This window comes from Antarcticibacterium sp. 1MA-6-2 (genome assembly GCF_021535135.1).
Classification (GTDB): domain Bacteria; phylum Bacteroidota; class Bacteroidia; order Flavobacteriales; family Flavobacteriaceae; genus Gillisia.
Genome location: NZ_CP091036.1, coordinates 1469324 through 1484137, shown reverse-complemented (window position 1 = coordinate 1484137; position 14814 = coordinate 1469324). Strand labels below are relative to the sequence as shown.

At 38.6% G+C, this 14814-nt stretch carries 16 protein-coding genes; 8 read left to right on the top strand and 8 right to left on the bottom strand.

Annotation, left to right across the window (positions count from 1 at the left end; translation table 11 throughout):
- The first annotated feature begins 11 nt into the window (after positions 1-11).
- From LZ575_RS07505 to LZ575_RS24235, 5 genes are read left to right on the top strand one after another with little or no spacing between them, the layout of a single operon-like run.
- Entirely contained in the window at positions 12-1199 is a 1188-nt protein-coding gene (locus tag LZ575_RS07505; protein WP_255702856.1) for a SusD/RagB family nutrient-binding outer membrane lipoprotein, read from the top strand.
- Positions 1200-1210: 11 nt separating this feature from the next.
- A complete protein-coding gene (locus LZ575_RS22395) occupies positions 1211-1468 on the top strand; it encodes a SusD/RagB family nutrient-binding outer membrane lipoprotein (protein WP_255702855.1) in 258 nt (85 codons plus the stop codon).
- 22 nt (positions 1469-1490) lie between these two features.
- Complete coding sequence (locus LZ575_RS07500; protein WP_235330120.1) at positions 1491-2225, top strand: BT_2262 family domain-containing protein; 735 nt, start codon at positions 1491-1493, stop codon at positions 2223-2225.
- Positions 2226-2241: 16 nt separating this feature from the next.
- Positions 2242-2601 (top strand): lipid-binding protein, encoded by a 360-nt coding sequence (locus tag LZ575_RS07495; protein WP_235330119.1) that lies wholly within the window; start codon positions 2242-2244, stop codon positions 2599-2601.
- 1 nt (position 2602) lies between these two features.
- Entirely contained in the window at positions 2603-2758 is a 156-nt protein-coding gene (locus LZ575_RS24235) for a lipid-binding protein (RefSeq protein ID WP_409187208.1), read from the top strand.
- A 423-nt stretch (positions 2759-3181) separates the two neighbouring features.
- Here the strand turns inward: LZ575_RS24235 and LZ575_RS07490 are convergent, their stop codons facing one another.
- The 4 genes from LZ575_RS07490 to LZ575_RS07475 all read right to left on the bottom strand — a co-directional run bounded on the left by LZ575_RS07490 (position 3182) and on the right by LZ575_RS07475 (position 8636).
- Positions 3182-3481, bottom strand: a complete 300-nt coding sequence (locus LZ575_RS07490) for a hypothetical protein (RefSeq protein WP_235330118.1) — start codon at positions 3479-3481, stop codon at positions 3182-3184.
- 661 nt (positions 3482-4142) lie between these two features.
- Entirely contained in the window at positions 4143-4820 is a 678-nt protein-coding gene (locus tag LZ575_RS07485; RefSeq protein ID WP_235330117.1) for a hypothetical protein, read from the bottom strand.
- Between the two features lie 43 nt (positions 4821-4863).
- Positions 4864-7719, bottom strand: a complete 2856-nt coding sequence (locus LZ575_RS07480; RefSeq protein WP_235330116.1) for an ABC transporter permease — start codon at positions 7717-7719, stop codon at positions 4864-4866.
- On the bottom strand, positions 7716-8636 hold the full coding sequence (locus LZ575_RS07475) for an ABC transporter ATP-binding protein (protein WP_235330115.1): 921 nt from the start codon (positions 8634-8636) through the stop codon (positions 7716-7718). The genes LZ575_RS07480 and LZ575_RS07475 overlap by 4 nt, the downstream gene beginning before the upstream one ends.
- Positions 8637-8932: 296 nt before the next feature.
- Here LZ575_RS07475 and LZ575_RS07470 point away from each other — a divergent pair, with 296 nt between their 5' ends.
- The 3 genes from LZ575_RS07470 (at position 8933) to LZ575_RS07460 (ending at position 11588) form a co-directional block, all read left to right on the top strand.
- Positions 8933-10261: a sensor histidine kinase gene (locus LZ575_RS07470; protein WP_235330114.1), complete on the top strand. Its 1329-nt coding sequence runs from the start codon at positions 8933-8935 to the stop codon at positions 10259-10261.
- Between the two features lie 74 nt (positions 10262-10335).
- Positions 10336-11013, top strand: a complete 678-nt coding sequence (locus LZ575_RS07465) for a LytTR family DNA-binding domain-containing protein (protein WP_235330113.1) — start codon at positions 10336-10338, stop codon at positions 11011-11013.
- A gap of 20 nt (positions 11014-11033) precedes the next feature.
- Positions 11034-11588 (top strand): FISUMP domain-containing protein, encoded by a 555-nt coding sequence (locus tag LZ575_RS07460; RefSeq protein ID WP_235330112.1) that lies wholly within the window; start codon positions 11034-11036, stop codon positions 11586-11588.
- 77 nt (positions 11589-11665) lie between these two features.
- Here the strand turns inward: LZ575_RS07460 and LZ575_RS07455 are convergent, their stop codons facing one another.
- From LZ575_RS07455 to LZ575_RS07440, 4 genes are all read right to left on the bottom strand, one after another.
- Positions 11666-11866, bottom strand: a complete 201-nt coding sequence (locus LZ575_RS07455; protein ID WP_235330111.1) for a hypothetical protein — start codon at positions 11864-11866, stop codon at positions 11666-11668.
- A gap of 80 nt (positions 11867-11946) precedes the next feature.
- The gene (locus LZ575_RS07450) at positions 11947-12864 is read right to left on the bottom strand and encodes a hypothetical protein (protein ID WP_235330110.1); all 918 of its coding nucleotides are present in this window, start codon (positions 12862-12864) and stop codon (positions 11947-11949) included.
- Complete coding sequence (locus LZ575_RS07445; RefSeq protein WP_235330109.1) at positions 12861-13697, bottom strand: type 1 glutamine amidotransferase; 837 nt, start codon at positions 13695-13697, stop codon at positions 12861-12863. The genes LZ575_RS07450 and LZ575_RS07445 overlap by 4 nt, the downstream gene beginning before the upstream one ends.
- Positions 13698-13818: 121 nt before the next feature.
- Positions 13819-14808, bottom strand: coding sequence for a carboxylate-amine ligase (locus LZ575_RS07440; protein WP_311196019.1), 990 nt, complete (start codon positions 14806-14808; stop codon positions 13819-13821).
- Positions 14809-14814: the final 6 nt, after the last annotated feature.

Below are 14814 nucleotides of genomic sequence, written 5' to 3'. Positions count from 1 at the left end.
ATATTATAAAAATGAAAAAAATCTTAGGAAATATATCCTGTTTATTGATTCTATTTTTAGGAGTGACAGGCTGTGAAGATCAACTGGATATCAACAGGAACCCAGACAGTCTTTCCCAGGGGGGAGTAGCTTTAGCAACTGAATTCCCTGCAGCAGTAACAGGAGTAATAGGAGCAACTGGTTCTTACGCAGCAATTGTAGGAGGGTTTTGGTCCCAGTACTGGACACAAAGTCCTTCTTCAAACCAGTACAAGGAAATTGATGATTATTCAATTCTTAGTAATTCAGGAGTTATAAATGGCTTTTGGCAGAATATGTATGATGCACTTGGTGATACAAGGAATGTTAAGAGAATTGCCCTGGAACAGGAAAATTGGAATTATTATTTGATGGCAACGGTTTTGGAAGCTTATAATGCACAGATCATGGTTGATTTTTTTGATCAGGTGCCGTTTATGGAAGCAACTAATCCCGAAATTCTACAACCACAGTTTGATAGTGGAGAAGAAGTTTATGATCAAATTATTACAAATCTTAATGAAGCTTTGGAAAAAGATCTCAATGAATCGCAGGGAGAGGCTCCCGGCGCAGACGATCTAATTTTTGGAGGGAATATGGATAATTGGGTAGCATTTGCCAATACTCTTAAACTAAAAATTTATCTGAGACAGGAAAACGCAAGGCCAGATGTGACTGCAGCGGGTATTACAAATCTTTTAAATTCTGGTGCGGAATTTTTAAACGTTGATGCTGGAATGGATCAATTTGAAGATGCGCCAAATAAAAGTAATCCCTTATATGAAAGTAATATTCGCCAGTTAAATACCCCTACAAATCTTAGAGCCAGTACTACTTTATACTCGTTTTTAGAGACTAATGAAGATCCAAGGTTAGAGGAATATTATACAAATGGGATATCTCTGGACCAGGGGGACTTTAATAATACAGATGTAGAACCAAATAGTATAGCAGTAGTTGAGTTGGATCCCCAAACTCCCGCTTATTTGATTAGTAGGGAAGAAAGTCTTTTTATGCAGGCGGAGGCTCAGTTAAAATATGGCTCTGAAGCTCTAGCTCAGGAACTTTATAATGAAGGGGTCATTGAAAATTTTAGTAAATATGGGTTGGATGGAGCAGCATTTGTTGCCCCGGGAGGCGCTTACGCTTTTCCTACTATGGAGATGAAGAAGATAAATTAAAAGCTATTATTATGCAAAAATGGGTTTCAGAATTTCCGGGGAATGGTTATGATGCATTTTTTGATCATCTAAGAACCGGATATCCCCAAATATCAGATGTTCCGCAAAGTTCAATTTCATACATCCCGGGAACTTTCAGCTACTCAATTAATGGAACTACAGGAGGAAACTTTCCGCAAAGATTGTTATTTCCAAGTAATGTACGTTCCCGTAATAATAATGCCCCAAGCCTTGTAGCTATTACCGTTCCGGTATGGTGGGCCGAATAAAAATGATCAAAAGATGAAGAATATGAAAAATACATTTAGATATCTAAGTTATTTAGCCTGTTGTGGATTTCTTCTCACAGGATGTGAAGCAGAAAGTACAGCAGAGATTTCGGAAGTAACAAACTTTGCTGTTTTCGATCTAACAGGATCTGATGAAATTCTCTTACATAAGGGGGAGGAGTATGTGGAACCGGGAGCGACAGCAGAGGAAGCGGGTGAACCTGTAGAGGTTTCTACTAACATCTCCCAGGGTTGGTTCAGAGGTCAGAATTTTGATACAGATATTTCCGACTTTTATACGGTAAGCTATTCAGCAATTAATCAGGATGGTTTTGAAGCAACCGTAAGCAGAACAATTATTGTAGCTGAAAATGGAGATTTAGTAGACGATATTTCTGGCCTCTATAGATCCTCAATAGTGAGAAATGGAGCTACCAATCCCAATCAACAGGGAATAGAATATGTTCTTATTTGGGAAAAAGAACCAGGAGTTTACGGTATTTCAGATGCAATAGGAGGTTGGTATATGTATGGTACCAACTATGGAATTGGATATGCTGCACAAGGGGCCACTATCACCAAAAATGGGCCAAATAGTTTTACATCAAGCAGTACGGTTCCAGTAGGAGCATTTGGTGGTGAAGCCAAAATTACAGCAATTACAACAAATCCACAGGCTAAAACTATTGACATAACCACAAACTGGGCAACCTTTGGCTATGTCTTTGAAGTTCACCTCGAGCAAGTTCAATTTTAATCTTTAAAATTTCAAAATGAAAAGAAAGAATATATTAAAGTCTCTTATAATAATGTTTATAAGTTTTTCCCTGGTGTCCTGCGATACAGGTGGAGATCCTGATCCCGGAGCAACAGAAGTGGTTGACCTGGCAGGAGATTGGTATGTAATGTTATTAGTTGATGGGGAGGATATCTATGGATTGGGTTATAACCTTATCTCTACCTATAATACTGCTTCTGATGAACAGGAGATGTGGGTCGATGATCACGAGTTATGGCCAATGAAAGTTGTAACTCCCGTAAACGTGCAATCTTTAACCTTTAGTGGGACAGATTTAGAAAACCTGTATTCATATGAGGACAGCGAGGGAGAAATAGTTTCACTAGGTAGTTGATATTACCAATGGCAAAGTTCTTCTTGACGCTGCCACTACTTCTGGAGGTAATATTACTGATAGTATTCATATGAACGTTGAGTTTTCTGATGATCCTGGTACTGTTTATACCTTGGCAGGATATCGAAGAACTGGTTTTCTTGAAGATGAACACTAAAAAATTCTAAAACAGTTGTTTGAAGAACCGTCTAAATTATTTTAGGCGGTTTTTTCTTTAAAGAGTAGTCCAGGATAAAATTTCAGGTTGTAAAAAGTAAAATTTTATTCTCTATTCTGATTGCTCCTGTGCATCTCCAGGTATACCAGAATAAATATGAATAAGTTTAATTTAAAGCTTTTAATAGATTTTTAAGGGGACAGAAATAATTCCCGATAATTATATAATGTTTTTGAAGACGTTTTCCAATAAATCCATTTCCAGAAATAAAGAATAATTAGGGTATTAAAAATAGCAGGGTATAAAAATAAGTTCCTTCCCTGTAGAATGGTTAAAAGTCAGTTCTAATATGGCTTAAAAATAACAGCCTGCCCTTTCCTTGTAAAGAAAAGGCAGGCCATTAGATTAGAACTTCAAATTTTATTAACAGGAAATTTCGAGGGTATCTGCTAACACACAAGACGGAGAAAGTATGGCTTTTTTAGCATCATGCTCGCCTTGATTTTTTTTGTAGTCAAGTTTATATTTGACATATTGGAGATAATATTCGTAATCGCCTTCCACACCAAGTCCGGCAATTTTAGCTGATTCATTATTTTTAGTAGTTTGGAGTCCCCCTTTTATTGTGTTGGGGTAATAAGGGTTTTGAAATTTTGTGGTTGCGGGTACTGTGCTGCCAAAACCTATGGCGAATACAAGCAAAATGACTTTTAATTCTTTCATGGTTAAAATACTTAAGGTTAATTAATACGGTTATGGTTGTTGATCATTTATTTTTCGGGAAGTGTATATAACACTTCCAATTTACTATCACAATAGTGCCAAAAAACTAAGTTTCTGATTATCTTACATTTACAAAGAAAATGTTCTTTACAATGTCCGCTTTTGATACACCAGGTGTACGGAAACGATCCTGTTTATTTCAGGATGCTTTTTCCCTAAAATCACTTTCGTTTACCAATACAATACAACAATGAGAGAATCCAAAATCTTAAGTGATGAACGAGGGGAAAGATGTGATGAACCTCCTTATTTAATAGACGATTGTGAAAATGAAATGTTACACTTAACCAGAATTTTTTTGAAAAAAATTATGAGAAATAGGTTCCCCCGATGATTTTTAACAATTATCTGATATTGAAATTGATAAAAACCAAGTACCTGTTTCTGGATTGTTCAATTTATGGAAGCTGGCAATTTAATTTTAAATGCTTCCGAAGGAAAAAATAGAGATGCATACTGTCCGGTTTTAATTGATGGTTTTTCATTTTGATGAAGATTTATTTGTTTAGAGGACAAGATTATTTAAAATCTTGGTTAATGGGAATTTAATGTGACGAAATGCAGAAAAGATGGGGTAGACAACTATTTCTTTATAGGAGTCTTACTTAATATTCCCGATTATCTGAATAAAATTATCATATATATCTTTATCAATTAAAAGTCTATTTGGGTCAATTCCGGCCAGGTCCGGTTCTTTAGAAACCGTGATTTTAATAGTCTGTTCTCCCGACTTAAGGTGTTTTTTCAGGTACAGCAATTCTCCAAGCTCACCTTCAGGTGAATTAGCATAAACCGCTATTTCCACAAAATCGTTCATAGGATATTCAGTAACATTTCCTTCTTTATCAATGGCCTCTTTTTTCGTAGTTACCTCAAATTTTATATTCCATTTCCCCTCTTCTGTAGGAGTGGCAATTATTTTTTCAGCTTTTAATTTCCAAAAAATATTTTGTTCAAAAAGATCCTTCAGCAAATACTGAAGGGAGTCTGGAGTAACAGTTTTTAGCTCTGCATATAGATCAAGAGAGGTGGGTAGTGGGGGCTGCCCGGAATCGAACTTTTCCAGCAGCCGCTTTAGTGCAAGATTTACCTTTTCAGCACCTACATACTCTTTTAAAGCATACATAGCAAAAGGTCCCCTTCTGTAACCACTAAATTTATCTGTCGATTTCAACAAGGGCACATCTGCAACAGATCGGGGGGTAAGATATTCCTGCCTAAGCACCCGCATAAGCCGTTCCAGGTGTTCTTTGCCAAAAGTGTCTTCAACCAAAACCATCGAACTGTACCAGGCAAGACTTTCCGTAAGGAGGGCAGAACCTTCAACATAGGCTAAGCCTTAATTCACCTCCCCACCATTGATGTGCTACCTCGTGTGCAATGACTGCAAAGGGAAAATCTATATTTCGTACCTCCTTTTCTACATTGAAAAATGAAAATCCTTCAGAATAAGACATGGTTACGGGATTTCCGTTTAACCCAACCCCGCTTGCAGGATATTCAACAAGATTCATTTGACGGTGAGGGTAGGGGCTAAAGTTTTTACTGAAGTAATCCAGGGAAGCAACCATTCCCTTCGCCATTCTTTCCAGGTTTTTTGTATGGTCGGGATGATGATATATATTTATTTCAACGTCCTTGCATTTTGCTTTATGCACCTCATAAACTGCAGAAAAAATCTCGTAGTTATGCCTGATAGGAGCATCGGTTTTGTAATGGGAATAACGTCTCCCATTTTCCATCCATGAGCTTTGCAAGCTTCCGGCAGTAACTGCTGTTTGTTCTTCAGAAGTTCCAAGAACAGCTTCAAAAGTTAGCTGCTGCTCCCCAAAAAGGTCCATTCTCGCTTCTTTGTCATAAACAGATCTTACCTCAGGTTGGGGAGGAAGATTAAATTTCTTTCTCGTTAAAGAGTCACTTATCTCCCGGTGGGTTTCATACCCAATTTCCGGCATCAGGTGGTACCCCAGGTAAGTACCGTTGTTCACCACAGCTTTGTCTATACCTTGGTTAGAAAAACCTTTTTGATCAAAAATGGCTTTAAATTCGAGAAAAACCGAATCTCCCGGTTTTAATGGAAGATGCAGTTTATAAATTCTATGCCCAAGATCATTGTCTATAAGGTTCTCCTGAAAACTTCTGCTGAATTTCATTTCAGGTATTTCAGTTCCTGAAGTGGTTGCAATATGGATCGTATCAATTTCAACTTTAGTTTTATTGATCAGCAAATATTCTCCCCAAATTTCTACTTTTCGCTGTTCCGGATAGATTTCTCCTTTTAGCTTTATTCCGGATAATAGTGGCTGTGGAATCCTGTCAAACCTTCCGTATTTTTTCTCATACAGGGCCTTACGCTCGATTCTTTCGTCAGCAGTAATGTATCTATTGCGGATATTCGTATTGTAAAAAATAAATCCGCCAAGGATAAAGATGAACACTGCTGTTGGAATTCCCACTCTTGCAGTTGTTCCTGTAATGTTCATTTTCGCTTTATTTACTCTTTTACTGAAGAAGCTTTCTTTTCCGCGGTTCCAGAAAAGATTGATCATCAAAGCCAGCAGAATTGCCCAGCCTGCCCAAAACAGTTTGAACCAAAGCCAGGGAATGACGTAAGGATCAAATTTGCTGATTTCAGAATAGGACCATCCCGGATCTGATCCATAGATCAATAAATTGTGGTTCAGTCCCAGGGTGCCGGAATATTCCATATAATAATATGCAAGGAAAACCAGGAGGTGTCCAAGGTATTTCTGATTGACCAGCACGTGAACGGCAAGGGCAATTATCGCAAAAAGAATAAGATCTATAAGCTGAAAACCAAACAATACTTTTAAGTAAAGCCAGAGATCGAAATTATAATAATCCTGCATTACCTGTATAATTATTCCTGAAAACAGGAAGATGGATTGGATAAAAAGGATCATCAAAACCAGAGCACCGGACTTTGATAGAAACAGAGCCCAGTCCGGCACCGGGGCAGCATCTGTCATTTCATTAACTCTGGCATCACGTTCTTTCCATACCAGTTCCCCTGCATAAAAAGTTATAATTACGGCAACGACTATATTTACAGCCGGAAAAAAACTTAGCAGCTGAAGTACTCTCCAGGCTGTTGGAAATTTTGGCACTCCAAGCTGGCCCTCAAGAACTTCCTCACTCACAGCAATAAGTATGAAAGCTGTAAGAACTATGAGGAGCCATACCTTTCCTTTGATCATACTGCCGAAGGATTTAAAAAGAAGAAATTTTGCTTGTCGCAACTGGGTTCCGGGATCAAATATTCTTTTGTCGGTGGGAGTAGATACAGGAGCATTCCAAACCCTGTTTTCCTGTTCTTCGGTAATATTTGTTGTGTTAATTTTTATTTTTTTCCTGCCTGAAGTTTGGTGTACAAAACTGAAACGGAAATAAGCCAGTACAAGAAAACAACAGCCTATCCCCATCCAGATCAATCTGTTAATTAAAAGAGATGAGGATACAGGTACAAAACCTGATTTAATTTCGAGAGGTGTCTGGAGTAATCTAAGCTCTCTTAAAACCGTGAGCCCGGAGGGATCAAGTTTCTTACCCAATTCCCACAGACCCAATTCTCCTGCGACAATATCCATGGTCATTAGGCAAATAAAAAACAATAAAGCTGCTCCCAAATATCCCGCCATCGATCTTCGGGTTAAAATTCCGAGGGAAAAAAGAATAGCAGTTGTGAGGAAAGCATTGGGTAATGCGAAAAGGAGAAAGGCATCTATAAAAGATATAGCTTTTGAATCGGTGAAAAATTCATTAAATGCCGGGATAAGAGAGGCAATGTGCAATAAGAGCAATGAGAATATAATTACCAGGAGCTGAATTAGAAAAGCAGCTATAAATCTGGCCGATAAGTAGGTGAACTTCTTAATGGGAGTGGTGTACATGATTGGATCTATTCTCGTCTCGAGATCCCGAACTGCTCCACTACCCGCAACCGCCGCAGTAAGAAATAACCCGAACATGCTGGCTACTGCAGCTAAAAGTGAAACAATTACCGGAGAGTTGAGAAAATATTCTCCCTCCCGTACATTGTCGAACATACTCCAGGAGGCAAGCCCGGTAAAAACTATTACCACTACTATATAAATCCAGGTGGCAATCTGGTGCATTTGAAAATTCAATTCAAATCTTAAAATTTCCCTGAATTTCATAACAGTACCTCCTTGTTGTTTAATTCTTTATTTCCTATAAATCCAGCCATTGTGCAGAAGTAAACATCTTCAAGATCGGCTGTTACGGGTTCAAACATATCTCCGGGATCTTCTTCGCTGTAAATGTGTACCACGGTTTGTCCTGAAAGAAGTTTAGTGGATATTACGGAATGTGCTTTTTCAATTGCGACAAATTCTGTTTTACTAAGAATCCGGCGCCATATTTTTCCCTGAAGATCATTTACTGATTGAATGGGTTCTGCTTCCAGAAGAATTTTTCCTTTATTAATAATGGCCATTCTTGTACAGAGTTCAGAAACATCCTCAACAATGTGAGTTGACAGGATCACTGCAGAATTTTCACCAAGCTCACTGAGCAAATTCAGGAAGCGGACTCTTTCTGCGGGATCCAATCCTGCTGTAGGTTCATCAACAATCATTAGTTTAGGATTACCTATCAGTGCCACAGCAACTCCAAATCTCTGTTTCATTCCGCCGGAATAACCACCAAGTTTCTGTTTCCTTACATCCCAGAGATTTGTCTGCCTGAGAAGTGCTTCAGTTACTTCTTTACGATCTGGTTTAGAGGTAATACCTTTCAGCACTGCGAAATGATTCAGAAGATTTTCAGCACTCACATTTTTATAAAGGCCAAATTCCTGCGGCAGGTATCCAAGGGTTTTCCGAAGCTCCTCTTTTTGCCGGACGACATCAATTTTTCCAAATGAGATTTGACCTTTATCAGGATCCTGTAGGGTTGCTAAAATTCGCATCAGCGTAGATTTTCCGGCTCCATTAGGTCCCAGGAGCCCGTACATTCCCGGTGGAATTGTTAGAGAGACATTTTGAAGCGCCTGCACGCCGTTAGGATATGCTTTTGAAACATCCTGAATTCGTAAAATAGTTTGATCTTTCATTAGATAGGTGGTTTGATTGCTATTTCTGCGACAAGGTTATTTCATATATCTTATAAGGGAAAATAAGTGTGACGGAGGATTGTAATTATGTGATGGCCGGGTACTATAAACTCCATTTTCAAAACCTGTCTTTTTTTCTGAAGAAAATTCTTAAAGATTTTCCGTGGTAATTCAAAAAATCTCACTTCGTCACTTTTGATTTCCGTTTCGTCACTTTTTTTATCTTTCACCAGAGATATGTTTTAATCTTGTTGCTGTAAATTTTGATGATGAACACAATGCTCAACGAACTAAAAATGACCCGGACTTATACCTTATTAGAAAAACTGGAATTCTGGTTGGCGACGGCACTATATGGTATAGCTGTAACTGCTATTTTTTCTGAAGGGGGCAGGGAAGAAGGGGCTCTTTTTGGAATTTATTATCTTAAGGATATTCTTATAATGTCTGTTCTATATTTCTCTTTTCTACTGCTGAACTTAATCATCATTCCGGGGATCAGGCTAAAGGATTCACTTTGGATCAATTCTCTTGCAATCACTGTTATTATTGTTGCTTCGGTTTTTCTTATTCCCGAGCTCGGGAGAAATTTCATTCTGATTTTACTGGCAGGTTATTTTCTGATAAAATTTGGAATAATCTTCCTTTGGAAAAGATTAAGGGCATTTAGGGAAGAAAAAGGAAGTTTCTATACAGGCATATTAATGGCAGTGGTGTTTTACCTTCTCTTAATGTTTTTTTTATTCGGAGGAAATGCGGAATTACTTGCATTAGGGATCCCCGGAATTTTACTTCCGTTTGCTATAATCCTTTACAGTTATTCCTTCCGGCGTCTTATTCCGGGCGCTATGGAGAAAAAGCATCCGTTTCGAAATTTCCTGTGGAAGGTTTTACTTGTTCTCCTGGCGGCAGCGGTTCCTTTGGGAATTCTCGCATATGTGCTTTTGCAGGATGAAGAGCTGCCTTTTGTAATTAATATGATGAATTTCTTTTTTCAGTTCTTGTTTACTGTGCCACTTGCCTGGTTTACTTATAAGCGCCATATAAGTGGAAAAGAGGAAATAAAAACCTTGCAGAAAGAGTTAGGACAATCTACTGCGAAATTTGATTTTTTGCGGTCGCAGATAAATCCTCATTTTCTTTTTAATGCCCTAAATACTCTTTACGGAACGGCAATCCAGGAAAATGCAGAACGAACAGGCGAGGGTATTCAGCAACTGGGTGATATGATGAGGTTCATGCTTCACGAAAATATGCAGGAGAAAATATCTTTAGCCAGGGAAATAGAATATCTTCAGAATTATATAAATCTGCAACGCCTGCGAACCGATCCTAATCCCAATATGACCATTCATACTGAAATCCAGGAGCAGGAAAATTATTTTCAAATTTCACCAATGTTGCTTATACCTTTTGTTGAAAACGCTTTTAAGCACGGAATAAGTTTTAGACATCCATCTCATATAAAGATTTCACTGGAACAAAAGGCGAAAAAATTTATTTTGATGTGTATAACAGCAAGCATCCAAGACCGGAGAATGATCCGGAAAAAGACAAGAGCGGAATTGGGCTTCCAAATGTTAAGGAAAGGCTGGGGTTGCTGTATCCCGGGAAGCATGAATTGATTATCAGGGAAACAGGAAAAGAATTTTTTGTTCACCTTACCTTAGATCTTTCCTAGAAAAGCAAATTAGAGAAAATGAGAGCAATTGCAATTGATGATGAACCTATGGCTTTGGAGATCGTAAAATCCCATGCCTTAAAGGTTCCGTTTCTGGACTTAGCTGCACAGTTTACAGATGCTTTTAAGGCTCTTGAATATCTGCAGAAGGAGAAAATAGATCTTATTTTCCTGGACATCAAAATGCCTGATATTTCCGGACTCGATTTTTTCAATAGTCTAAGCAAAAAACCCCTGGTTATTTTTACCACAGCTTATACCGAACACGCGGTCACCAGCTTTGAACTGGATGCTGTAGATTATCTTCTGAAGCCTTTTTCTCTGGCCCGTTTCGTGAAAAGTTGCAATAAAGCATACGAACTCTTTAACTATAGGAACTCTACTGAACCTGAGGATTATCTGTTCGTAAAAGATGGTTATGACCAGCTGAAGATCCGGTTTGATGAAATACTTTTTCTTGAAGCCGCAGGAAACTACGTGACTTTTACTTTACAGGATAAGAAGGTGCTTACCAGGAGTACTTTTGCCGAAGCAATAAACCTTTTACCTTCAGAAAAATTTGTACGGATTCACCGCTCTTATATAGTTGCGGTGAGTAAAATAGAAAAGGTGGAAAGACACCAGGTAACTATCAAAGGCATAAAGGTTCCTGTAAGTGGGGCGTACCGTGATGATTTACAGAAAGCTTTAGGCTGAGAGAAAAGAGATTTTTAATAATGAGGTATTATATAATCATATTAATTGTTTTTTTTCTCACTGCTTGTGCTTCATCAAAACCTCAGGAATCTCCTAATAGCAAAATACAAACTCTTCCTTACTCTAAGCAAATGTTGGATGGACGAGTCTGGACAGTTCAAAATTTGAACATCCCCACTGCCAATTCTTTCTGTATTAAAAATGATCCTGAAAATTGTAATCGGTATGGACGCTTGTATTCCTGGGTAGCTGCTAAAAACGCATGTAATTTGCTTGGGAAGGGGTGGAGGTTGCCAACGCTTGGGGAATGGCAAATTTTAGCCAAAGCCTATGGTGGAATGTATGGAGAATCCGGTGACAACGGAAAATCCGCTTACACTGCTCTATTTGATGGAGGAAATTCAGAATTTAATGCGCTGCTAGGAGGTAACCGGGAAGCAAATGGTAAATACGAGCGACTTGAAGCCCACGGATTTTATTGGACCGCAACCGAGGCTGATACTGCTGAGGTCTGGTTTATAAATTTTGCAAAAGGAGCTACTTTATTGAATAAGCACCTTAAGCACAAAGTATAGGGCGATTTCGGTTCGTTGCATTAAAGATTGAGAAAATACGAAGAAGCAGGAAAGGATTTAAAATTTGTACGTTTTTTTTAGGATTCGAAGAATCCTACACTTGCGCCCACCCAGTCTTTGTTTTTATTAAATTTTACACCTACCATCCTGCCCTTTGTTAAACGTACCAGATTATTCACAACCCGACCTTCCGGCTGATTTTTTTCCCATACCATCATCATTCTTATCTCGCACTTTGCCGGACCTGTGGGAGTTTCAATAACAGGAGCATATTCCACTTTTTTCTGAAGAATATAGTTGCCGCGATCTTCTATTTTATCAAGTTCTTCCCTGGTAACATCCAGCTGAATTCCCGCATTTAAGCAAAGGAATAAAGAGGCTTTAAAACATAATTTTCAAGATCTTCGGGATATTCCTGAAGTTTTTCCAGATAATAAGTTTTTGGAACGTAAGGGCTGTCAAACAGCGGAAGGATATATTTACTTATTCTGAAGAACCAGGCCGGGTGCCCTATCCATTCTACATCCACTTCATCCTTAAAATAGAATTCTCTTTGAAGGTCATTTCTTTGATCCAGTTCATCAAAAATTACGCGGTTATAAATCCTTTCCACAGTAATCTCATTTCCATTCTCGTCAAGATAGTAAAGTTTTCTGCCATTTTTTTTAAGGTCGGTAATGCATAAAATTTTTATGCCCAGGTAATGTTCTGTAACATAAAAATCAATAGCAGTATTTTGCTTTTCCGGTTCTACTTCAAGAAGGATAACATTTTTGGGATCGCTGTTACCCACAATAACTTTCCGAAGAAGTTCCAAATATTCTTTGGTATTGCTCCCGTCGGGATAAGTTGTAAACTCTTTGGGGATTTCAAAATTTTCTTTATAAGCTTCCGATAAAAGGATCTGAAAAAAATACAAAGACGGGAATCCCTGAAGTTCTATTAACTGCGGAAAAAATTCCCCGTTTTCATCTACTGCTATTCCAAAGTCCATTTGAAGAAATGTGGTGTGCTCATCTTCAGCAGGAACTTTTAAAGATGCATTTCTAATGGCATCTTTGGTACGATCCTTAAATTCAGGTTTTCTAATTACTTCAGAAATATCTCCACAAGCCTCAAGAAGCTTTTCCTTTAGCGCATCGGGTATAAAAATGGGTGTTTCAGCTATCCTGAAAGTTGGCATATGCCCATGGGCAGCCTCAATAGACTTCAGAAAACGTTCATATTTTTCCGCAGTAAAACTTTGGTTATATTGTTTTCTGATGTCTTTTATCATACTAATACCATTTTTTCGTGGTCTGTCTCCTTCAATGCTCTTATAGCCTGATCTATAAAGCCGGGAAGAATAGAACTGTATGTTAAATTGATCTTATCCGGATCATCCAGATGCCTCATCATTTCCTCATATTTTTCAATTCCGAAGTTTACAATTACCTTGTTTCTGTTTTCTTCCTCCAGGAAATATGCTTTCATTCCTTCAGGATCTGCTTCGGGGTGAAACTGAGTTCCCACGAATTCTTTGGAGAACCTAACAGCCATTATAGCTCTTTCATACTCCACATTCGTGCGGATCTTTTCCAGGGAAAGTATACTCGCCCCGTGTTCTTTAAAAACCTTAAGCCTTGGCTGCACAAGTTGATAATCCCGGCTGTCTACAGCATAATATTGATCGGCCAGCCCTGCTAATAAAGAATCTTTTTTTCCTCCGGAAGCTTTGTGAATAGGATAAACCCCAAAAGAGGTTCTTTTTCTTTTAGTTATTTCACCCAGTTTAAAATGACGTGACACAAGTTGAAATGAATGGCATATAAAGAAAGCGTACTTTTTCCTGTTTCCTTCCTGTATGTTATTCTGCCAAAGTTCATCTACCAGAGCGAGGTATTTATCAAGCCATAAAGTTCCTTCTTCCAAAGGGTCACCGGGCCCACCACTGGATATGTAAATATCAAAGCTTAGGTCCGGAAGTTCATTTTTTTGACGCACGTCAAATTCCTGGTAATCCAGAATGTCGGTATATTCAGATACTATCTTGCGAAGGCAACGCATTCCCTGGTTGGGATAACCGTTATTCATATCCAACAGGGCAAGCCTTATTTTCTTCTCTTTCATTGTCTGTTACTAAATATCACGAAGGGTTTCCTCCATAATATAATCTACTAGAGTCTTAAAGTCGTTAGTTTCGTTGTAAACTTTCAACTGCCTATCTGCTCCTGTACCTCTTTCCATTATTTCAGGAATAAAATCCAGTGCCCACTAAGCTTCCAAGATCATCTACTACATCATCAACAAAATTCAACATCTCGTATATTAGATCCTTTGTAGGTACTTCTTCTTCTTTACCAAAATCTATCAATTTACCATCGAGCCCAAATCTTGACGCACGCCATTTATTCTCATTGATCATGGGCCGCTTGTATACAATCCAGTTCATGTTACAGGTGCGCAGCTTGTATAACTTTGCTGTTAATGCCTGTATAAGAGCAGTAATGGCAATTGTTTCTTTAGCTGTCATTGGAATATCACAAATCCTTACTTCAACTGTAGGATAAAACGGATGACAACGAAGGTCCCACCATATCTTTTTAGCATTATCTATACAGCGGGTTTTGATGAGTAAATTTATATAATTATCGTATTCCGCAAGGCTGTCAAAATAATCTGGGATCCCGGTTCTCGGAAATTTGTCAAACACCTTGGTTCTAAAGGATTTAAATCCCGTATTTCTTCCTTCCCAAAAAGGGGAATTAGTAGACAGTGCAAAAATGTGCGGCAGGAAATAACGCAGGGAATTGGCAACGTGTAAGGCCATATGCCTGTCTTCAATTCCCACGTGCACGTGAAGGCCAAAAATAAGATTGGACCTCGCCGTATCCTGTAATTCAGTTATAATTTCATCATACCGGGGGTGAGGAGTGATCATTTGAGTTTGCCAGGCTGAAAAAGGATGAGTACCCGAAGCGGCAATTTTATAACCAAGGCTGTTTGCTATTTCTGAAACGTTTTTCCGCAGATAGCAAATTTGTTCCAGCCCTTCGCCAACGTCTCTACAAATGCGCGTTCCAACTTCGACCACGGCCTGGTGCATCTCTGCCTTTACCTGATCCTGCAGATATTTCTCTGCCATTTCGGTGATCTTCTGCTCGTGTGAAATGAGCTCGCGCGTTGATGGGTTAATTACCTGATACTCTTCCTCTATACCTATACTAAAATCCTTTTTCATCCCTCT

What these genes read in the sequence shown, in the direction of transcription:
- LZ575_RS07495 (WP_235330119.1), top strand. Translation starts at nt 2,242, where the DNA reads ATGAAAAGAAAGAATATATTAAAGTCTCTTATAATAATGTTTATAAGT.
- LZ575_RS07475 (WP_235330115.1), bottom strand. Translation starts at nt 8,636, where the DNA reads ATGAAAGATCAAACTATTTTACGAATTCAGGATGTTTCAAAAGCATAT.
- LZ575_RS07490 (WP_235330118.1), bottom strand. Translation starts at nt 3,481, where the DNA reads ATGAAAGAATTAAAAGTCATTTTGCTTGTATTCGCCATAGGTTTTGGC.
- LZ575_RS07450 (WP_235330110.1), bottom strand. Translation starts at nt 12,864, where the DNA reads ATGATAAAAGACATCAGAAAACAATATAACCAAAGTTTTACTGCGGAA.
- LZ575_RS07500 (WP_235330120.1), top strand. Translation starts at nt 1,491, where the DNA reads ATGAAAAATACATTTAGATATCTAAGTTATTTAGCCTGTTGTGGATTT.
- LZ575_RS07470 (WP_235330114.1), top strand. Translation starts at nt 8,933, where the DNA reads ATGACCCGGACTTATACCTTATTAGAAAAACTGGAATTCTGGTTGGCG.
- LZ575_RS07460 (WP_235330112.1), top strand. Translation starts at nt 11,034, where the DNA reads ATGAGGTATTATATAATCATATTAATTGTTTTTTTTCTCACTGCTTGT.
- LZ575_RS07485 (WP_235330117.1), bottom strand. Translation starts at nt 4,820, where the DNA reads ATGGTTTTGGTTGAAGACACTTTTGGCAAAGAACACCTGGAACGGCTT.
- LZ575_RS07505 (WP_255702856.1), top strand. Translation starts at nt 12, where the DNA reads ATGAAAAAAATCTTAGGAAATATATCCTGTTTATTGATTCTATTTTTA.
- LZ575_RS22395 (WP_255702855.1), top strand. Translation starts at nt 1,211, where the DNA reads ATGCAAAAATGGGTTTCAGAATTTCCGGGGAATGGTTATGATGCATTT.
- LZ575_RS07440 (WP_311196019.1), bottom strand. Translation starts at nt 14,808, where the DNA reads ATGAAAAAGGATTTTAGTATAGGTATAGAGGAAGAGTATCAGGTAATT.
- LZ575_RS07480 (WP_235330116.1), bottom strand. Translation starts at nt 7,719, where the DNA reads ATGAAATTCAGGGAAATTTTAAGATTTGAATTGAATTTTCAAATGCAC.
- LZ575_RS07465 (WP_235330113.1), top strand. Translation starts at nt 10,336, where the DNA reads ATGAGAGCAATTGCAATTGATGATGAACCTATGGCTTTGGAGATCGTA.
- LZ575_RS07445 (WP_235330109.1), bottom strand. Translation starts at nt 13,697, where the DNA reads ATGAAAGAGAAGAAAATAAGGCTTGCCCTGTTGGATATGAATAACGGT.